The 14253-nt window shown below is 64.6% G+C and carries 12 protein-coding genes; 3 read left to right on the top strand and 9 right to left on the bottom strand.

All coding sequences use genetic code 11. The annotated features are described in order from the left end of the window. Positions 1–4: 4 nt before the first annotated feature. Both H4V98_RS17315 and H4V98_RS17310 read right to left on the bottom strand, forming a co-directional pair. The gene (locus H4V98_RS17315; RefSeq protein ID WP_280757767.1) at positions 5–1690 is read right to left on the bottom strand and encodes an electron transfer flavoprotein-ubiquinone oxidoreductase; all 1686 of its coding nucleotides are present in this window, start codon (positions 1688–1690) and stop codon (positions 5–7) included. Between the two features lie 118 nt (positions 1691–1808). Then, positions 1809–3449 carry an acyl-CoA synthetase gene (locus H4V98_RS17310; RefSeq protein ID WP_196864050.1) on the bottom strand — a complete coding sequence of 547 codons (1641 nt, stop codon included), beginning with the start codon at positions 3447–3449 and terminating at the stop codon, positions 1809–1811. Between the two features lie 181 nt (positions 3450–3630). On the opposite strand from H4V98_RS17310, the gene H4V98_RS17305 reads away from it, so the two are divergent. Both H4V98_RS17305 and H4V98_RS17300 read left to right on the top strand, forming a co-directional pair. Then, positions 3631–5676 (top strand): PAS-domain containing protein, encoded by a 2046-nt coding sequence (locus H4V98_RS17305; RefSeq protein ID WP_196864051.1) that lies wholly within the window; start codon positions 3631–3633, stop codon positions 5674–5676. Beyond that, complete coding sequence (locus H4V98_RS17300; RefSeq protein WP_196864052.1) at positions 5673–6413, top strand: response regulator transcription factor; 741 nt, start codon at positions 5673–5675, stop codon at positions 6411–6413. Before H4V98_RS17305 ends, H4V98_RS17300 begins: the two co-directional genes overlap by 4 nt. A 216-nt stretch (positions 6414–6629) precedes the next feature. On the opposite strand, the gene H4V98_RS17295 is transcribed toward H4V98_RS17300, so the two are convergent. From H4V98_RS17295 to H4V98_RS17280, 4 genes are all read right to left on the bottom strand, one after another. Further along, positions 6630–7652, bottom strand: coding sequence for a D-2-hydroxyacid dehydrogenase family protein (locus tag H4V98_RS17295; protein ID WP_196864053.1), 1023 nt, complete (start codon positions 7650–7652; stop codon positions 6630–6632). Next, the gene (locus tag H4V98_RS17290; RefSeq protein ID WP_196864054.1) at positions 7649–9034 is read right to left on the bottom strand and encodes an MmgE/PrpD family protein; all 1386 of its coding nucleotides are present in this window, start codon (positions 9032–9034) and stop codon (positions 7649–7651) included. The genes H4V98_RS17295 and H4V98_RS17290 overlap by 4 nt, the downstream gene beginning before the upstream one ends. A 113-nt stretch (positions 9035–9147) precedes the next feature. Continuing rightward, positions 9148–10119 carry a tripartite tricarboxylate transporter substrate binding protein gene (locus H4V98_RS17285; protein ID WP_196864055.1) on the bottom strand — a complete coding sequence of 324 codons (972 nt, stop codon included), beginning with the start codon at positions 10117–10119 and terminating at the stop codon, positions 9148–9150. A 74-nt stretch (positions 10120–10193) separates the two neighbouring features. Beyond that, entirely contained in the window at positions 10194–10937 is a 744-nt protein-coding gene (locus H4V98_RS17280; RefSeq protein ID WP_348535227.1) for a GntR family transcriptional regulator, read from the bottom strand. 221 nt (positions 10938–11158) lie between these two features. On the opposite strand from H4V98_RS17280, the gene H4V98_RS17275 reads away from it, so the two are divergent. Then, entirely contained in the window at positions 11159–11344 is a 186-nt protein-coding gene (locus H4V98_RS17275; RefSeq protein ID WP_196864057.1) for a CsbD family protein, read from the top strand. A 220-nt stretch (positions 11345–11564) separates the two neighbouring features. Here H4V98_RS17275 and H4V98_RS17270 read toward each other — a convergent pair whose 3' ends face one another. The 3 genes from H4V98_RS17270 to H4V98_RS17260 are packed head-to-tail and all read right to left on the bottom strand — an operon-like array spanning position 11565 to position 14244. Further along, the gene (locus H4V98_RS17270) at positions 11565–12884 is read right to left on the bottom strand and encodes a tryptophan--tRNA ligase (protein WP_196864058.1); all 1320 of its coding nucleotides are present in this window, start codon (positions 12882–12884) and stop codon (positions 11565–11567) included. A gap of 21 nt (positions 12885–12905) precedes the next feature. Further along, on the bottom strand, positions 12906–13574 hold the full coding sequence (locus H4V98_RS17265; RefSeq protein WP_196864059.1) for a site-2 protease family protein: 669 nt from the start codon (positions 13572–13574) through the stop codon (positions 12906–12908). A gap of 34 nt (positions 13575–13608) precedes the next feature. Beyond that, on the bottom strand, positions 13609–14244 hold the full coding sequence (locus H4V98_RS17260) for an L-threonylcarbamoyladenylate synthase (protein ID WP_196864060.1): 636 nt from the start codon (positions 14242–14244) through the stop codon (positions 13609–13611). Positions 14245–14253: the final 9 nt, after the last annotated feature.

Here is a 14253-nt window from a genome sequence, read left to right as displayed (position 1 = left end):
GGCGTTACATGCCGCTGTAGTTCGGCCCGCCGCCGCCCTCGGGAGTGACCCAGACGATGTTTTGCGTCGGGTCCTTGATGTCGCATGTCTTGCAGTGCACGCAGTTCTGCGCGTTGATCTGCAGCCGGTCCGTGTTGTCCGGGTTTTTCACATACTCATAGACGCCGGCCGGGCAGTAACGGCTCTCGGGGCCGGCGTAGGTGGCCAGGTTGATGCTGACCGGCACGCTGGCGTCTTTCAACGTCAGGTGCGCCGGCTGGTTTTCCTCGTGGTTGGTGTTGCTGATGAACACCGAGGTCAGGCGGTCAAAGGTCAGCCGGTTGTCCGGCCTGGGGTAGACGATAGGCGGGCACTCGGCGGCCGGCTTGAGCATCGCGTAGTCCGGCTGGGTGCGGTGAATCGTCCACGGCGGGCGCTTCATGCCGATGCGCGGCAGCAGCCAGTGCTCGACGCCCGTCATCAACGCGCCCACGTACAGGCCCTTCTTGAACCACGACTTGAAGTTGCGCGACTGGTCCAGCTCTGCGGCCAGCCAGCTGCTTTCATACGCTGCCGGGTAGCTGGCGAGTTCATCGTGCTGCCGGCCCGCGGTGACGGCTTCGTAGGCCGCTTCAGCGGCCAGCATGCCGGTCTTGATCGCCGCGTGGCTGCCCTTGATGCGCGCGGCGTTCAGGTAGCCCGCCTCGCAGCCAATCAAGGCGCCGCCGGGGAACACCGTCTTGGGCAGGCTGAGTGCGCCGCCGGCGGTCAGCGCCCGCGCGCCGTAGCCGATGCGCTTGCCGCCTTCGAGGTATTTGCGGATCGCCGGGTGTGTCTTCCAGCGCTGCATTTCCTCGAACGGGCTGAGGTAGGGGTTGCTGTAGTCCAGCCCGGTGACAAAGCCCAGCGTGACCTGGTTGCCTTCGAGGTGGTACAAAAAGCCGCCGCCGTAGGTGTCGCTGGTCATCGGCCAGCCGGCGGTGTGGACCACCAGGCCCGCCTGGTGCCTGGCCGGCTCGATCTCCCACAATTCCTTCACGCCCAGCGCGTAGGCCTGCGGGTCACGGCCTTCGTCCAGCTTGAAGCGCTCGATCAGCTGGCGGCCCAGGTGGCCGCGCGCGCCTTCGGCAAACACCGTGTATTTCCCCAGCAGCTCCATGCCGAGCTGAAAGTTGTCCGTGGGCTCGCCGTCCTTGCCCAGCCCCAGGTTGCCCGTGGCCACGCCCCGGACCGAGCCGTCGTCGTTGTACAGCACTTCGCTAGCGGCAAAACCGGGAAAGATCTCCACGCCCAGCGCTTCGGCTTGCGTTGCCAGCCAGCGCGTGACGTTGCCCAGGCTGATGACATAGTTGCCCTCGTTGTGAAAGCAGTCGGGCACGAAGAACGCCGGGGTCTTGGTGGAGCCGGTCTCGCTCAGGAACAGCACCTCGTCGGCGGTGACGCCCTGCGTCAAGGGCGCGCCGAGCGCTTTCCAGTCGGGGATCAGCTCCGTCAAGGCTTTCGGGTCCATGACGGCGCCCGACAGGATGTGCGCGCCGGGCTCGGAGCCTTTTTCGAGCACGACGACCGACAGCTCCGTGCCTTTTTCGGCGGCGAGCTGCTTCAGGCGAATGGCCGCCGACAGCCCGCCCGGGCCGCCGCCGACCACGACCACGTCGTAGTCCATCGATTCTCGGGGTCCGTGCTGGGACAGGATGTCTGCTGGAATCATGATTTATAAGTAAAAAAGGTCTTTTGCGCACGCCAGTCGTGCGTAAGCAGCTATTAATTAAGTAGCAACTGTCGGTGCAATGCCGCAAGCTTCAATGCGTTACGCCAGGGCGTGCCCTTCATTCCATGGCGGACGCTGAACGCAGTTGCTTCCTGAGCACGAACTTCTGGATTTTTCCGGTCGAGGTTTTCGGCAGCGTGCCGAACAGCACCTGCTTGGGCACCTTGAAGCGCGCCAGTTGCGCGCGGCAGTGATCAATGATCTCGGCCTCGGTGACGCGGGCCCCATCGCACAGTTCGACATAGGCGCAAGGCACTTCGCCCCATTTGTCGTCGGGCTTGGCAACCACGGCAGCCACCATGACGGCCGGATGCCGGTACAGCACTTCCTCGACTTCCAGGCTGGAGATGTTTTCGCCGCCCGAGATGATCACGTCCTTGCTGCGGTCCTTGATCTTGACGTAGCCGTCGGGATGCACCACCGCCAGGTCGCCAGTGTGGAACCAGCCGCCGGCAAAGGCTTCAGCCGTGGCCTGCGGGTTCTTCAGGTAGCCCTTCATCACCAGGTTGCCCCGGAAGAAAATCTCGCCCATGGTCTGGCCGTCGGCGGGCACCGGCCGCATGGTTTCCGGGTCCAGAACGGTGATGGACTGCTGCATCGGATAGGCCACGCCCTGGCGCGCATTGAGTGCGGCGCGCTCGCCAATCGGCAATTTGTCCCAGCCGGCCTGCTTGGCGCAGACGGCGGCGGGGCCGTAGACCTCGGTCAGGCCATAGACATGGGTGATGTCGATGCCAATGCGCTCGCAGCCTTCAATGATGGCCGCTGGTGGCGCGGCGCCGGCAATCAGGCCGGCAATCGGGTGCGAAATGCCGGCGCGCAGCACCTGCGGCGCATTGATCAAAAGGCCGTAGACAATCGGCGCGCCGCACAGGTGCGTGACGCGGTGTTCGCGGACCAGCGAGAAGATCAGCGCCGGGTCAACCTTGCGCAGGCACACGCTGACGCCCGCCTGCAGCGCCAGCGTCCAGGGAAAGCACCAGCCGTTGCAGTGGAACATCGGCAGCGTCCACAAATAGACCGAATGGCGCGGCATTTCCCAGGTCACCACGTTGGACACGGCGTTCAGGTAGGCGCCCCGGTGGTGCGTGACCACGCCCTTGGGGTTGCCGGTGGTGCCGCTGGTGTAGTTCAGCGCGATGGCATTCCATTCGTCGGACGGCAGCGACCAGTCGTAGGCCGCGTCGCCGGTCTGCAAAAAGGCCTCGTAGTCCATCTCGCCCAGCAGCGTGCCGCCTTCGTGCATCGGGTCATCGACGTCGATGACCAACGGGCACGGCTGGCGCATCAGGTTGAGCGCCCGCTCGATCAAAGGCGAGAATTCGCGGTCGGTCAGCAGCACCTTGGCCTCGCCGTGGTCGAGCATGAAGGCCAGCGCTTCGGCGTCCAGCCGGGTGTTCAGGGTGTTGAGCACCGCGCCCAGCATGGGAATGCCGAAATGCGCTTCGAACATGGGCGGCGTGTTCGGCAGCATGGCCGCGACGGTGTCGCCCACGCCGACGCCGCGCAGCGCCAGCGCGCTGGCCAGGCGGCGGCAGCGCGCATAGGTTTGCGCCCAGGTGAAGCGCGTGTCGCCGTGGATCAGTGATTCGCGGTCAGGGTAGACGCGTGCCGACCGCTCCAGGAAACTGATGGGGGACAGCGCGGTGTGGTTCGCGCTGTTGCGTTCGAGTCCATGGTCATAGGCGGTCGTGGGCATGTCGGCAGTCTCCTGGTTTTGGCGCCTCGGCAGGCGTGAAGTGCGTCCTCCGTGAAGAGGTGGAGTCGATGATGGCAGCCGACTGTTGCGCAATTTCGGGGCAAATGTATCGAATGATTGCGGCCATCCGGCCAGCGCGGCAGCGCCCTAGAATGGCCCAATCCGCCGGAGCCTGCCTTTCATGCCATCACACGTTTCCCCTGACCCCCAGCCAACCCACAACCGGCACGAGTTGCTCCAGGCAGGGCTGGACCGGCTTGACCAGGGGCTGACGGTGATCGACGGCAACCTGCGCATCGTCGCCTGGAACAAAGCGTTTTTGCGCCTGCTCGATTTCCCCGAGGACATGGCGTTTGTCGGCGCCACCTTCGAGTCCTTCATGCGCTATAACGCCGAGCGCGGCGAATACGGGCCGGGCGATGTCGAGGAACTGGTGGCCGAGCGCATGCGCCTGGCGCGGCATTTCACGCCGCACTACACCGAGCGCGACCGGCCCGACGGGCAGATCCTGGCGGTGCGCGGCGAACCCCTGCCGCACAACGGCTTTGTCACGCTGTACACCGACATCACCGCCAGCCGGCGCCACGAGCAGCAGATCGCGCAGCACAACGTCGAGCTCGAACGCCGGGTGGCCGAGCGCACGCAGGAACTGCAGGCGACCAACCGGCGCCTGATCGTCGCCGACGACGCCAACCAGCGCATCACCGAGGCATTGCGCCGCAGCGAGGAAAACCTGCGCCTGATCACCGACACCGTGCCGGCGCTGATCGGCTACTTCGACCACCAGGAAATCTACCGCTATGCCAACAAGGGCTATGCCGACTGGTTCGGCACGGTCCGGGAAGGCGTGGTGGGCCATGCCATCCGCGACGTGCTGGGCGACGAGGTCTATACCGATGTGTCGCGCCACGTGCACCAGGCGCTCAAGGGCGAGCGCGTCAGCTACGAATACGCCATGCGCCGCCCCGGCGGACGGCTGGTGTATGCGCGCAGCGAACTGGTGCCCGAGTTCGACGCCGACGGCCGGGTGGCGGGCTGCTTTGTGCTGTCGGTCAACATCACCGACCTGAAGAACACCCAGGCGGCGCTGGTGCATGCGCAAAAAATGGAAGCCGTCGGGCAGCTCACCGGCGGGCTGGCGCATGACTTCAACAACCTGCTGACGGTGGTGATCGGCAACCTGGTCACGCTGCAGCAGCGCTACCCTAACGAGCCCGACATGGCCGAATACGTGTTGCCGGCGCTGAAGGCTTCGCGCCGGGGCGCCGCGCTCATCAAGCGGCTGCTGGCCTTTTCGCGCAAGCAGCCGCTGTCGCTGCGCTCGGTGAACATGGCCCACATGGTGAACGAAACATTGCTGCTGCTCAAGCGCACGCTGCCGGCGCATGTCGCCGTGACGGCCACGCCCATGAACGAGCCGGTGTTTGCCATGACTGACGCGCAGCAGCTTGAAAATGCCTTGCTCAACCTGGCATTGAATGCGCGCGACGCCATGCCCGAAGGCGGCCAACTGACGATCAAGGCCGCACGCAGGGTGCTTGGCGCCGCGCAGGCGGCCGAATTCGACGTGGTGCCGGGTTGCTACGTGGCGCTGAGCGTGTCCGATACCGGCGTTGGTATGGACGCGGCCACGCAGGCGCGCGCCTCCGAGCCTTTTTTCACCACCAAGCGTTTCGGTTCGGGCAGCGGCCTGGGGCTGTCGATGGTGTATGGCTTTGCCAAGCAGTCGGGCGGCGGCATCTGCATCCAGAGCGCGCTGGGCGAAGGCTGCGTGGTCACGCTGGTGCTGCCGTGCACCGACGACGAAATCCTCGAAGCCGAAACGCTGCCCGGCCCGCAGGCACTGGCCGGCCGGCCCGGCGCGCAGCGACCGCTGGTGCTGCTGGTCGAGGATGATCCCGACGTGCGCCGGGTGATCCGGCTGCAACTGGTCGGCCTGGGCTACCCGGTGATCGAGGCCGACCATGCGGCCGATGCCCTGCAGCTGCTGGCCAGCGTGCCGACCGTCGGCATCCTGGTGTCGGACCTGGTGATGCCCGGCGGCATGGACGGCCAGGCGCTGTGCAGCGCAGCCAGCCAGCGCGCGCCGCATGTGAAAGCCCTGCTGATCAGCGGCTATTCCGACGGCGATGCCGCACCCGTTGGCGCGCCTGGCGGTATTTTGCTGCTGAAAAAACCGTTCACCGCCACCGAACTGCAGCAGGCGTTGAACGGCCTGGGCGCATGACCGCCGGCATGTTCCGCCAGCCGGAGGGGCCGCGCTGCATCTACCTGCTCGACGACGACCCCGACATTTGCCGGCTGGTCGGCAGCACGCTGCGCGAGTTTGGCTTCGAAACGGTCGAATGCCACACCGCCGCCGAACTGCGCCGCCTGCTGCTGGTGCGGGTGCCCGACCTGTGCATTGTTGACCTGGGCCTGCCAGACGCCGACGGCATGGACGTGGTGCGCGAGCTGCAGGCGCGCCATGCCTGCGGCGTGATGGTGCTGACCGGGCGCGGCTACCTCAGCGACCGGGTCATGGGGCTGGAGCTGGGTGCCGACGACTATGTGGTCAAGCCCTTCGAGCCGCGTGAACTGGTGGCTCGCGTGCGCAGCATTTTGCGGCGCCGCGACAAGGCGCCCGGCGCCCAAACGCCAACGCCGGCGCGTTCGCACATGGCCGAGTTTGGCGGCTGGCGTTTCCGTGCCGACTCCAATTTGCTGACCTCGCCGGGCGGCGAGGAGTGGACGCTCAGCGCCGGCGAGTCACGCATGCTGCTGCAGTTTTTGCAGCGGCCCAACCGCATCCTGGACCGCGAGCAGCTGTGCGGCGACCGCGACCTGTCGCCACTCGACCGCAGCGTCGATGTGCGGGTGTCGCGGCTGCGGCGCAAACTCGAATCCGACGCCCAGCACCCGACGACCATTCGCACCGTTTACGGCGCCGGCTATTTGCTGGCGGCCGAGGTGACGTGGTTGTAGGGAGGGATGGAAGTTCGGCCCGGCTTCCATTTGGGAGCGCATTGCTGAAACGCCTTTTTTTTCCCCCTCTGTCATTGCGGGCTTGACCCGCAATGACAAAAGAGAAGGCGGCGCTTCAAGTCGAAGAAGCGAAGTCGTTAAATTTTTGCATAAAATAAGCCGTTTGCGCACGACTGGTATGCGCAAGCAGCTATTGATTAAGGAGCAAAAAAGCGCTCAGGTGGCGCTGGCGCTTTCGCCCATGACACGCACCAGCGGCTGTCCTGCCAGCCAGGCCGTCAGGCATTCGCCCACGCCCGAGGCAAAACGCGCAAACACCGGTTCGGCGACAAAGCCCAGGTGCGGCGTCAGCAGCGCGTTGGGCAACTGGCGCAGCGGCGAATCGGCCGGCAGCGGCTCGACATCGAACACGTCGAGCGCGGCAAACCCCGGCCGGCCCTGTTCAAGCGCCTTGACCAATGCCCCGGTGTCGATCAGCGCCGAGCGCGAGGTGTTGACCAGCAGGCTGTCCGGCCGCATCAAGGCCAGGTGTGGCGCGTTGAGCAGGTGGCGCGTCGCCGGGGTGGGCACCAGGTGCAGGCTGACGACCTTCGACGTCGCCAGCAGTTCTTCCAGCGGCACGGCCAGGGCGCCGTGCGCGGCGGCGCGCTCGGGCGTCATGCGCGGGCTCCAGGCGATGACCTTCATGCCCAGCGCCTGGCCTACTCTCGCCACGCGCCCGCCGATTTCGCCAAGGCCGATCAGCCCAAGTGTTTGCCCGTGCAGCACGCCAGCGAGCGGCCGTGCGGTGTCTGGCCGCCACTGGCCCTGGCGCAGCAGCGCAGTTTGGGCTTCCAGCTGGCGGGTGGCGGCCAGGATCAGCGCCCAGGTCATCTCGCAGGTGCTTTCCTTGGACGGACCCCATTCGGTATGGCTGACCGGAATGTCGCGCGCCGCCAGCGCCGCCAGGTCGAGCGTGGTGTTGCGCGTGCCGGTGAAGACCAGGTAGCGCAGCCGGGGCAGTTGGGCGAGCAGTTCAGCGTCGAACGGCGTGCGGTCGCGCACCAGCACCATGGCATCGGCGTCCTTCAGCGCCTCGACCAGCGCCGCGCCGCTAAGGGGCTGGTGGTGCAGGGTGACGTCGGCCAGCGCCTGGATCGGCGCCCAGTCCACCAGCCGCCGCAGCGCCTGCTCGGCATCGCCGACGACGACGATGCTGGGCCGCGCGCCTGGCACGGCCGGGTTCACCGGCGCGTTCATGCCTGCGGCACCGCCAGCGCGGCCAGTGCGCGAACGCCATCGGCAGCGGCCAGGTTCCAGCAGGCGCTGATCAGCTCGCGGCTGGCGGCCGCGCCCAGTACCGGGTCCGACAGGCCATGGAATTTGGCTTCCAGGTTGGCGTCGGTCATCGGGTTTTGCAGCGAGCCGATGGCATGCTCGACAAACACATGCACGCGCTGGCCGTCCTTCAGGACCGCCGTGACATCGGCACTGGCCTCGTCGATCGAGTCATCGACCGTCGCCACCACCTTGCGGCGCAGCGCCACCATGTCGGCGCGGTTGACCACCGCGTCGGAAAACTCGTCTTCTGCCGCCCGGCCAAACGTCAGGCCTGCCGCGCAGCCGTGGTAGACGCTGAACTTGGCCTGCAGGCCGTCGGCGGGTTCCTTCTTGCCGGTGAGTTCGAGCACCAGCGAATGCACTTTCAGCTCGATGCTTTCCACCTGGTCGGGCGTCACGCCCCGGCGGCCCAGCTGCACGCAGGCGTCGATGCTCGGGTGGATCACGATGCCGCAGGCAAAGGGCTTGTAGCTGTTGAAGGAGATTTCAAAGCGCTTGCCCAGTTCGTCGGTGATTTCCAGCCAGTCGTTCTTGGTGGACACCGTCTGCATCATGCCGCGCGGCGCTTCCAGCGCCCGGGGGCTGGCGGTGTAGCCCTGGGCGGCCAGCAAGGCGGACATCAGGCCGGCACGCGCGGCGGCGCCGGGGTGAAACGGCTTGGTCATGGTGCCGAACTGCTCGCGCATGCCAATCGGCTGCGAGGCGGCAATGCCCAGCGCCATGGCGGTCCTGCCGGCGTCGAGTTTGAGCAGGCGGGCGCACGCGGCGGCAGCGCCCAGCGTGCCGGTGGAGCCGGTGATGTGCCAGCCCCGGTCGTAGTGGTCCGGGTACATCGCATTGCCGACGCGGCAGGCCACGTCGATGCCCAGCACCAGCGCGTCGAGCAGCTCGCGGCCGCTGGCGCCTGTGTGCTCGCCAAGGGCCAGCAGGGCAGACGCCACCGGCCCGGCCGGATGGATGATGGTCTTGAGGTGCGTGTCGTCAAAGTCGAAGGTGTGCGAGGTGATGCCGTTGACCAGCGCGGCGCTGGCAATGTCGACCTTTTCCGCACGGCCGGGCAGCGTGGCCTGGGGCGCGGGCTGCAGGAACATGACGGCCGCGACGGCCGCGTCTGCCGCCTCGTGGCGAGCGGCGCCGACGGCGCAACCCAGCCAGTTCATGAAGGTGCGGTGCGCCTCGTGGTCCACGGCGTCGCTCCAGCCGCCCGACAGAAAGCCGGGGTGGTTGGCGACGAATTCAGCCAGGATCTGCGTGACGGGCGGGGCGTGGTGGTCGGCGGCGACCTGGGTGTTGCGGGCCATGAAGTGGTTTTTCCTGAAAAGAGATGGAGAATTATGATGTGACTAATATGCTATAAAAAACATAGCTGTTTATGCAATAGCAGCATGCGCAAAGACGCTTATTGGCTTGAAACTTAGCTGTCCAGCTCGATCTTGCGTTCCTTCGCCAGCTTGGTCCAGCGCGCGATGTCGGTCTTGATGAAGGCCGCAAATTCTTCCGGCGACATCACGATGGGCTCGATCGCCTCGACCGCCAGCTTCTCGCGCAGGTCGGGCGCCCTGAGCACGGTGGCCAGGGTTTCATTCAGTTGCTTGACGATGGGTGCCGGCATGCCCGCCGGCCCCACGACGCCGTACCACTGCTGCGCATCGAAACCCTTGAAACCCGACTCGTCCAGCGTCGGCAGGTCCTTGAACTGCGGGTGTCGTGTCAAGCCGGTGACGGCCAGCGGGCGCACCCGGCCCGAGCGGATGTGCGGAATGGCGGCAGCAAGGCCCGGAAACATCGCCTGCGTCTGCCCGCCGATCAGGTCGGTGAAGGCTGGCGCCACGCCCCGGTAGGGAATGTGCACCATGAAGGAATCGATCTGCTGCTTGAACAGCTCCATGGTCAGGTGCGTCAGCGAGCCCTGCCCGGCCGAGCCGTAGCTGACTTGGCCCGGGTGCTTCTTCACGTAGTCGATGAATTCCTTGACTGTCTTGACCGGCAGGCTGGCATTGACCACCAGCACGTTGGGCGTCGCGCCGATCATGCCGATGGCGGTGAAGTCCTTGACCGCGTCATAGGGCAGTTTGCGCGTGGCCGGGCTGGTGCCGTGCGTCGCCACATAGCCCTGCATCAGTGTGTAGCCGTCGGGTGCCGCGCGCGCCGTGGTCTGCGCGGCAATCACGCCGCCGCCGCCGCCCTGGTTGTCGACGATGAAAGGCTGCTTGAGCAGGCTGCCCCAGCGCTCGGTCAGCGTGCGCCCGACCATGTCGCTGCCGCCGCCCGCCGACACCGGAACGATATAGCGGATCGGTTTGCCCGGGTAGGGCGTCTGCGCAAAGGCCAGGCCGGGGGCATAGAGGAGTGCAGGGGCTGCCTGCAACAGGGTGCGTCGTTTCATGGTTTGTCTCCAGTGAGTGATTGACAGGTGGATGGATGCCGCTGCCGGCTTGGGGCCGGTCTTGTGGCTGCTTCTTATTCAGAAATTGATGCTGCTGGCAGGGTGGTTTGCAGCCGTGGCGGCAGGGCTGCGTCGCGCAGTCGCGCATAGGCGTCACCCACGTGGTGCGCCATCAGGGCCTCGCAGCGCAGCGGATCGCTGTCCTGAATCGCCTGTACGATCGCCACATGCTCGTGCATCGATGCCTGCATGCCCAGGTCTTGCGCGAGATTTTTCAGCCGCGACAGGTGCAGCTTTTGCACGATGCCGCGGTAGCTGTCGATCAGCTGGCCGTTGCCCGCCGACTCGACAATGGCCCAGTGAAAGTGCAGGTTTCCACCGTAGTAGCGCTGCACGTCATGCTGGCTGGCGGCCTCTTGCATGGCATGGACCGATGTGTCCAGAAAGGCTGCCAGCGCGTGGCGTTCACGGTCTGGCAAGCTGGCCGCGCAGCGCCCGGCAAAGCCGTCGAGCAGGCCGCGCATCTGATAAAGGTCGCGGATTTCAACAGCCTGCAACTGGCGCACAAAAACGCCCGAATGCTTGCGCGACACCACCAGCCCGGAACTCTCCAGCGCCCGCAAGGCCTCGCGCACCGGCACGCGCGACACCTGCAGCCGGCTGGCCACGTCGGGCTCGTTGATGCGCTGGCCGGGCACCAGTTCTCCTTTCAGAATGAGCGCCAGCATGTCGTCGCGCACCAGCTTGGACAGCGAGGTGTCGCGGACGTCAACCAGTCGGTCGGCTGGGGATTCGGTGAACCAGGGCAGCATGGGCATCCAAATTTGTATTTGTTATATCGTATACGAAAAAGAAAAGCCCATTTTTTGATGAATGCCTGAGCGGGTGCTGCAAGTCTTTGCATCACAAATCAATCGCTTTTATTCACGTCATTTTCCTGTAGGAAGTTGCCCACGTGTTTTTGCGCCAAATCCCTGTTTTCTGGATGACCACGCGCTATTAGCCTGAACACATCATCAACTTGGAAAAGGATTTCGACATGAACAAGGATCAAGTCAAGGGCGCCATGAAGGATGCTGCAGGCAAGGTGCAGTCCAAAGCGGGCGAGATGACCGGCAGCACCGAGCAGCAAGCCAAGGGAATGGCCAAGCAAGCTGAAGGCAAAACCCAGAAAAAGGTGGGCGACGCCAAGGAAGTCGTGAAAGACAAGATCGACAAGGTCTGATGCTAATCCGCACCGGCTTGCATTGACGCAGCCAGTGGCATTTTTCGGTTTCTGCTATTTGACCTGCCGCTGGTTGCTCGCGCTGATTGGCAATAAAAGCATATTCAGTGATTGAATTTTCAGGGTTAAAGCCAGAAAATTCAGAGCAATTCTTTCAAGCCACAAAAAAGGCCGGTTTTTCAACCGGCCTTTTTACCTTTGCACCAGACTGAAGCGCGCTTCAGTCTTCCGAAGCGCTGAAGAAAGCCAGCGCCGTATCGAGTTTGCCGGGACTGAGGTCTGGCGTCGCTTCAAGCATGTTTTGCAATTCAGCCAGTGCGCCTGAACCCTGTTTTTGCAAGGTGGAAATTGCAAGCGCTGCTTCCTTGGGGGCGGCAAATCCAAGGCTTTGCAAGAGCAAGCGCCCCTGCGCATCCAGCAGTTTGAAGTAGAACCTGCCGTCTTTTTCGCGGTATTGCTTGAAAGCCGGGGCAGCTGCTTTGGCTGCCTTGCTTTTGCTCGCCGCCGGGGCTGAAGAACCCAGGTTGCGCAGGCCCACGGCGCGCCGCAATTCGCCCATGAATGGCGCCGCCACCGCCCGTGCCTTTTCGGCGCCGGCTTGCAGCAGCTTTTCGATTTCCTGCGGAGTGGCGATCAGTTCCTGGTAGCGCTCGCGCATCGGCGCGACTTCCTGGTCGATACGCTCGAACAGTATCTGCTTGGCATCGCCCCAGCCCATGCCGTCGGCATAGGCCTGACGCAGACCAGCGGTTTCGCTTTCACTGGCAAACGCCTGGTAGATCTGGAACAGCGCAGAGCCTTCGGTGGCTTTGGCTTCGCCGGGCGCACGCGAATCGGTGACGATGCCGGCGATCAGCTTGCGCAAGGCGTCGCGCGGCGTGAACAGCGGAATGGTGTTGTCGTAGCTCTTGCTCATCTTGCGGCCGTCCAGGCCCGGCAGCAGGGCGACCGATTCCTCGATGGCTGCTTCGGGCAGCACCAAGTGGTCGCCATACAGGTGGTTGAAGCGCTGCGCCATGTCGCGCGCCATTTCAATGTGCTGGATCTGGTCGCGCCCGACCGGCACCTTGTGCGCCTTGAACATCAAAATGTCGGCGCCCATCAGCACGGGGTACATGAACAGGCCGGCCGTCACATCGGCATCCGGGTCATTGCCGGCAGCATCGTTCTTGTCCACCGAGGCCTTGTAGGCATGGGCGCGGTTCAGCACGCCCTTGCCGGTGACGCAGGTCAGCAGCCAGGTTAGTTCGGTGATTTCCGGGATGTCGGACTGGCGGTAGAACATCACGCGTTCCGGGTCCAGCCCGGCGGCCAGCCAGCTGGCGGCGATCTCTAACGTCGAGCGCTGGATGCGCGCCGGGTCGCCGCACTTGATCAGCGCGTGGTAGTCGGCCAGAAAATAAAAGCTCTGCACGCCGGGCAGGCGGCTGGCCGCAACCGAGGGGCGGATCGAGCCGACAAAATTGCCCAGATGCGGCGTGCCGGTGGTGGTGATGCCGGTCAGGAAACGATGAAGCGGAGCGGAAGAAGTGGAGGTCATGCGGAAAATGAAAATGAAAAATCAGCGCAGCAAAAACGCCAGTGGAGAAATCAGGAGGTTGATCAGGCCGTAGCCGAAGGTCATGAGCGGACGCAGCCAGAAGGTGCCGACAACGCCGACCAGCACCAGGCCCATGACAATGAAAAAGCCCCAGGGTTCAAGGCGCGAAACCATCTGCGCCTGCTTCCAGGGCAGCAAGCCGACCAGAATGCGGCCGCCGTCCAGCGGCGGCAGCGGGAACAAGTTGAAGGCCCACATCACCAGATTAACCAGAATGCCGGCTTGCGCCATCTTGAGGAAAAATGGTTCCTGGATGCCCATGGCCGCCAGTCCCACCAGCATCAGCGCCCAGAAAATGGCCTGCGCAAAGTTCGATGCCGGACCGGCCAGCGCCACCCAGACCATGTGGCGTTTGGGGTTGCGCAGGGCGCCAAAATTCACCGGAACCGGCTTGGCGTAGCCAAACAAAAAAGCACCCGAAGTGGCGAAGTACAGCATCAGCGGCATCAGGATCGTGCCCACCGGGTCGATGTGCTTGAGCGGGTTCAGTGTGATGCGGCCCTGCACGTAGGCCGTGTTGTCGCCAAAATGGCGCGCCGCGTAACCATGCGCGGCTTCATGGATGGTGATGGCGAACAGCACGGGAAGTGCATAAATGGCGATGGTTTGAATCAGGTTGGCAATGTCCATAGCCTGATTGTGTCAGACCCCTACTGACCCTGCCTCAGAGCCCCAGTGGTGCCAACTCGCCCCGGCCCTGCCGGATCACCACCGGGTCGCCGCCGTCGGCCATGGGCGTGAGGTCGATGACCGTGGTGGCTTCCTTGTAACAGGCGCCGGCGTCGATCACTGCGGCGAGCTCGCGCTCCAGCGGGCCGGGGATGTCCTGGGGGTCGCTGATGGATTCGGTTTCACCGCGCGGAATCAGGGTCGTGGCCAGCAAGGCGCCGCCATGCAGTTCCAGCAGCGCTTGCAGCGTCTTGTGGTCGGGAACGCGCAGGCCGATGGTCTTGCGTGACGGATGGCTCAGGCGGCGCGGCACTTCCTTGCTGGCTTCAAGTATGAAGGTGTAGGGGCCGGGAGTCGCGCCCTTGATCAGGCGAAACTGCTTGTTGTCGACCCGCGCGTAGTTGGACAGCTCGCTCAGGTCCCGGCACAGCAGCGTGAGGTGGTGTTTGTCGTCCACCCCGCGAATGCGGCGCAGGCTGTCGGCTGCCGCCTTGTCGTCCAACTGGCAGACCAGCGCATAGCTCGAATCGGTCGGCACGGCGGCGATGCCGCCGCGCTGGATCAGGGCCACCGCCTGCTTGAGCAGGCGCACCGGCGGATTGTCGGGATGCATTTCAAATAACTGTGCCATGGCAAAACT

The organism is Polaromonas sp. CG_23.6 (assembly GCF_029892315.1).
Classification (GTDB): domain Bacteria; phylum Pseudomonadota; class Gammaproteobacteria; order Burkholderiales; family Burkholderiaceae_C; genus Polaromonas.
This window is presented reverse-complemented; position numbering and strand designations above follow the sequence as displayed.

What these genes read in the sequence shown, in the direction of transcription:
- H4V98_RS17300 (WP_196864052.1), top strand. Translation starts at nt 5,673, where the DNA reads ATGACCGCCGGCATGTTCCGCCAGCCGGAGGGGCCGCGCTGCATCTAC.
- H4V98_RS17270 (WP_196864058.1), bottom strand. Translation starts at nt 12,884, where the DNA reads ATGACCTCCACTTCTTCCGCTCCGCTTCATCGTTTCCTGACCGGCATC.
- H4V98_RS17295 (WP_196864053.1), bottom strand. Translation starts at nt 7,652, where the DNA reads ATGAACGCGCCGGTGAACCCGGCCGTGCCAGGCGCGCGGCCCAGCATC.
- H4V98_RS17305 (WP_196864051.1), top strand. Translation starts at nt 3,631, where the DNA reads ATGCCATCACACGTTTCCCCTGACCCCCAGCCAACCCACAACCGGCAC.
- H4V98_RS17315 (WP_280757767.1), bottom strand. Translation starts at nt 1,690, where the DNA reads ATGATTCCAGCAGACATCCTGTCCCAGCACGGACCCCGAGAATCGATG.
- H4V98_RS17290 (WP_196864054.1), bottom strand. Translation starts at nt 9,034, where the DNA reads ATGGCCCGCAACACCCAGGTCGCCGCCGACCACCACGCCCCGCCCGTC.
- H4V98_RS17285 (WP_196864055.1), bottom strand. Translation starts at nt 10,119, where the DNA reads ATGAAACGACGCACCCTGTTGCAGGCAGCCCCTGCACTCCTCTATGCC.
- H4V98_RS17280 (WP_348535227.1), bottom strand. Translation starts at nt 10,937, where the DNA reads ATGCCCATGCTGCCCTGGTTCACCGAATCCCCAGCCGACCGACTGGTT.
- H4V98_RS17310 (WP_196864050.1), bottom strand. Translation starts at nt 3,449, where the DNA reads ATGCCCACGACCGCCTATGACCATGGACTCGAACGCAACAGCGCGAAC.
- H4V98_RS17265 (WP_196864059.1), bottom strand. Translation starts at nt 13,574, where the DNA reads ATGGACATTGCCAACCTGATTCAAACCATCGCCATTTATGCACTTCCC.
- H4V98_RS17275 (WP_196864057.1), top strand. Translation starts at nt 11,159, where the DNA reads ATGAACAAGGATCAAGTCAAGGGCGCCATGAAGGATGCTGCAGGCAAG.
- H4V98_RS17260 (WP_196864060.1), bottom strand. Translation starts at nt 14,244, where the DNA reads ATGGCACAGTTATTTGAAATGCATCCCGACAATCCGCCGGTGCGCCTG.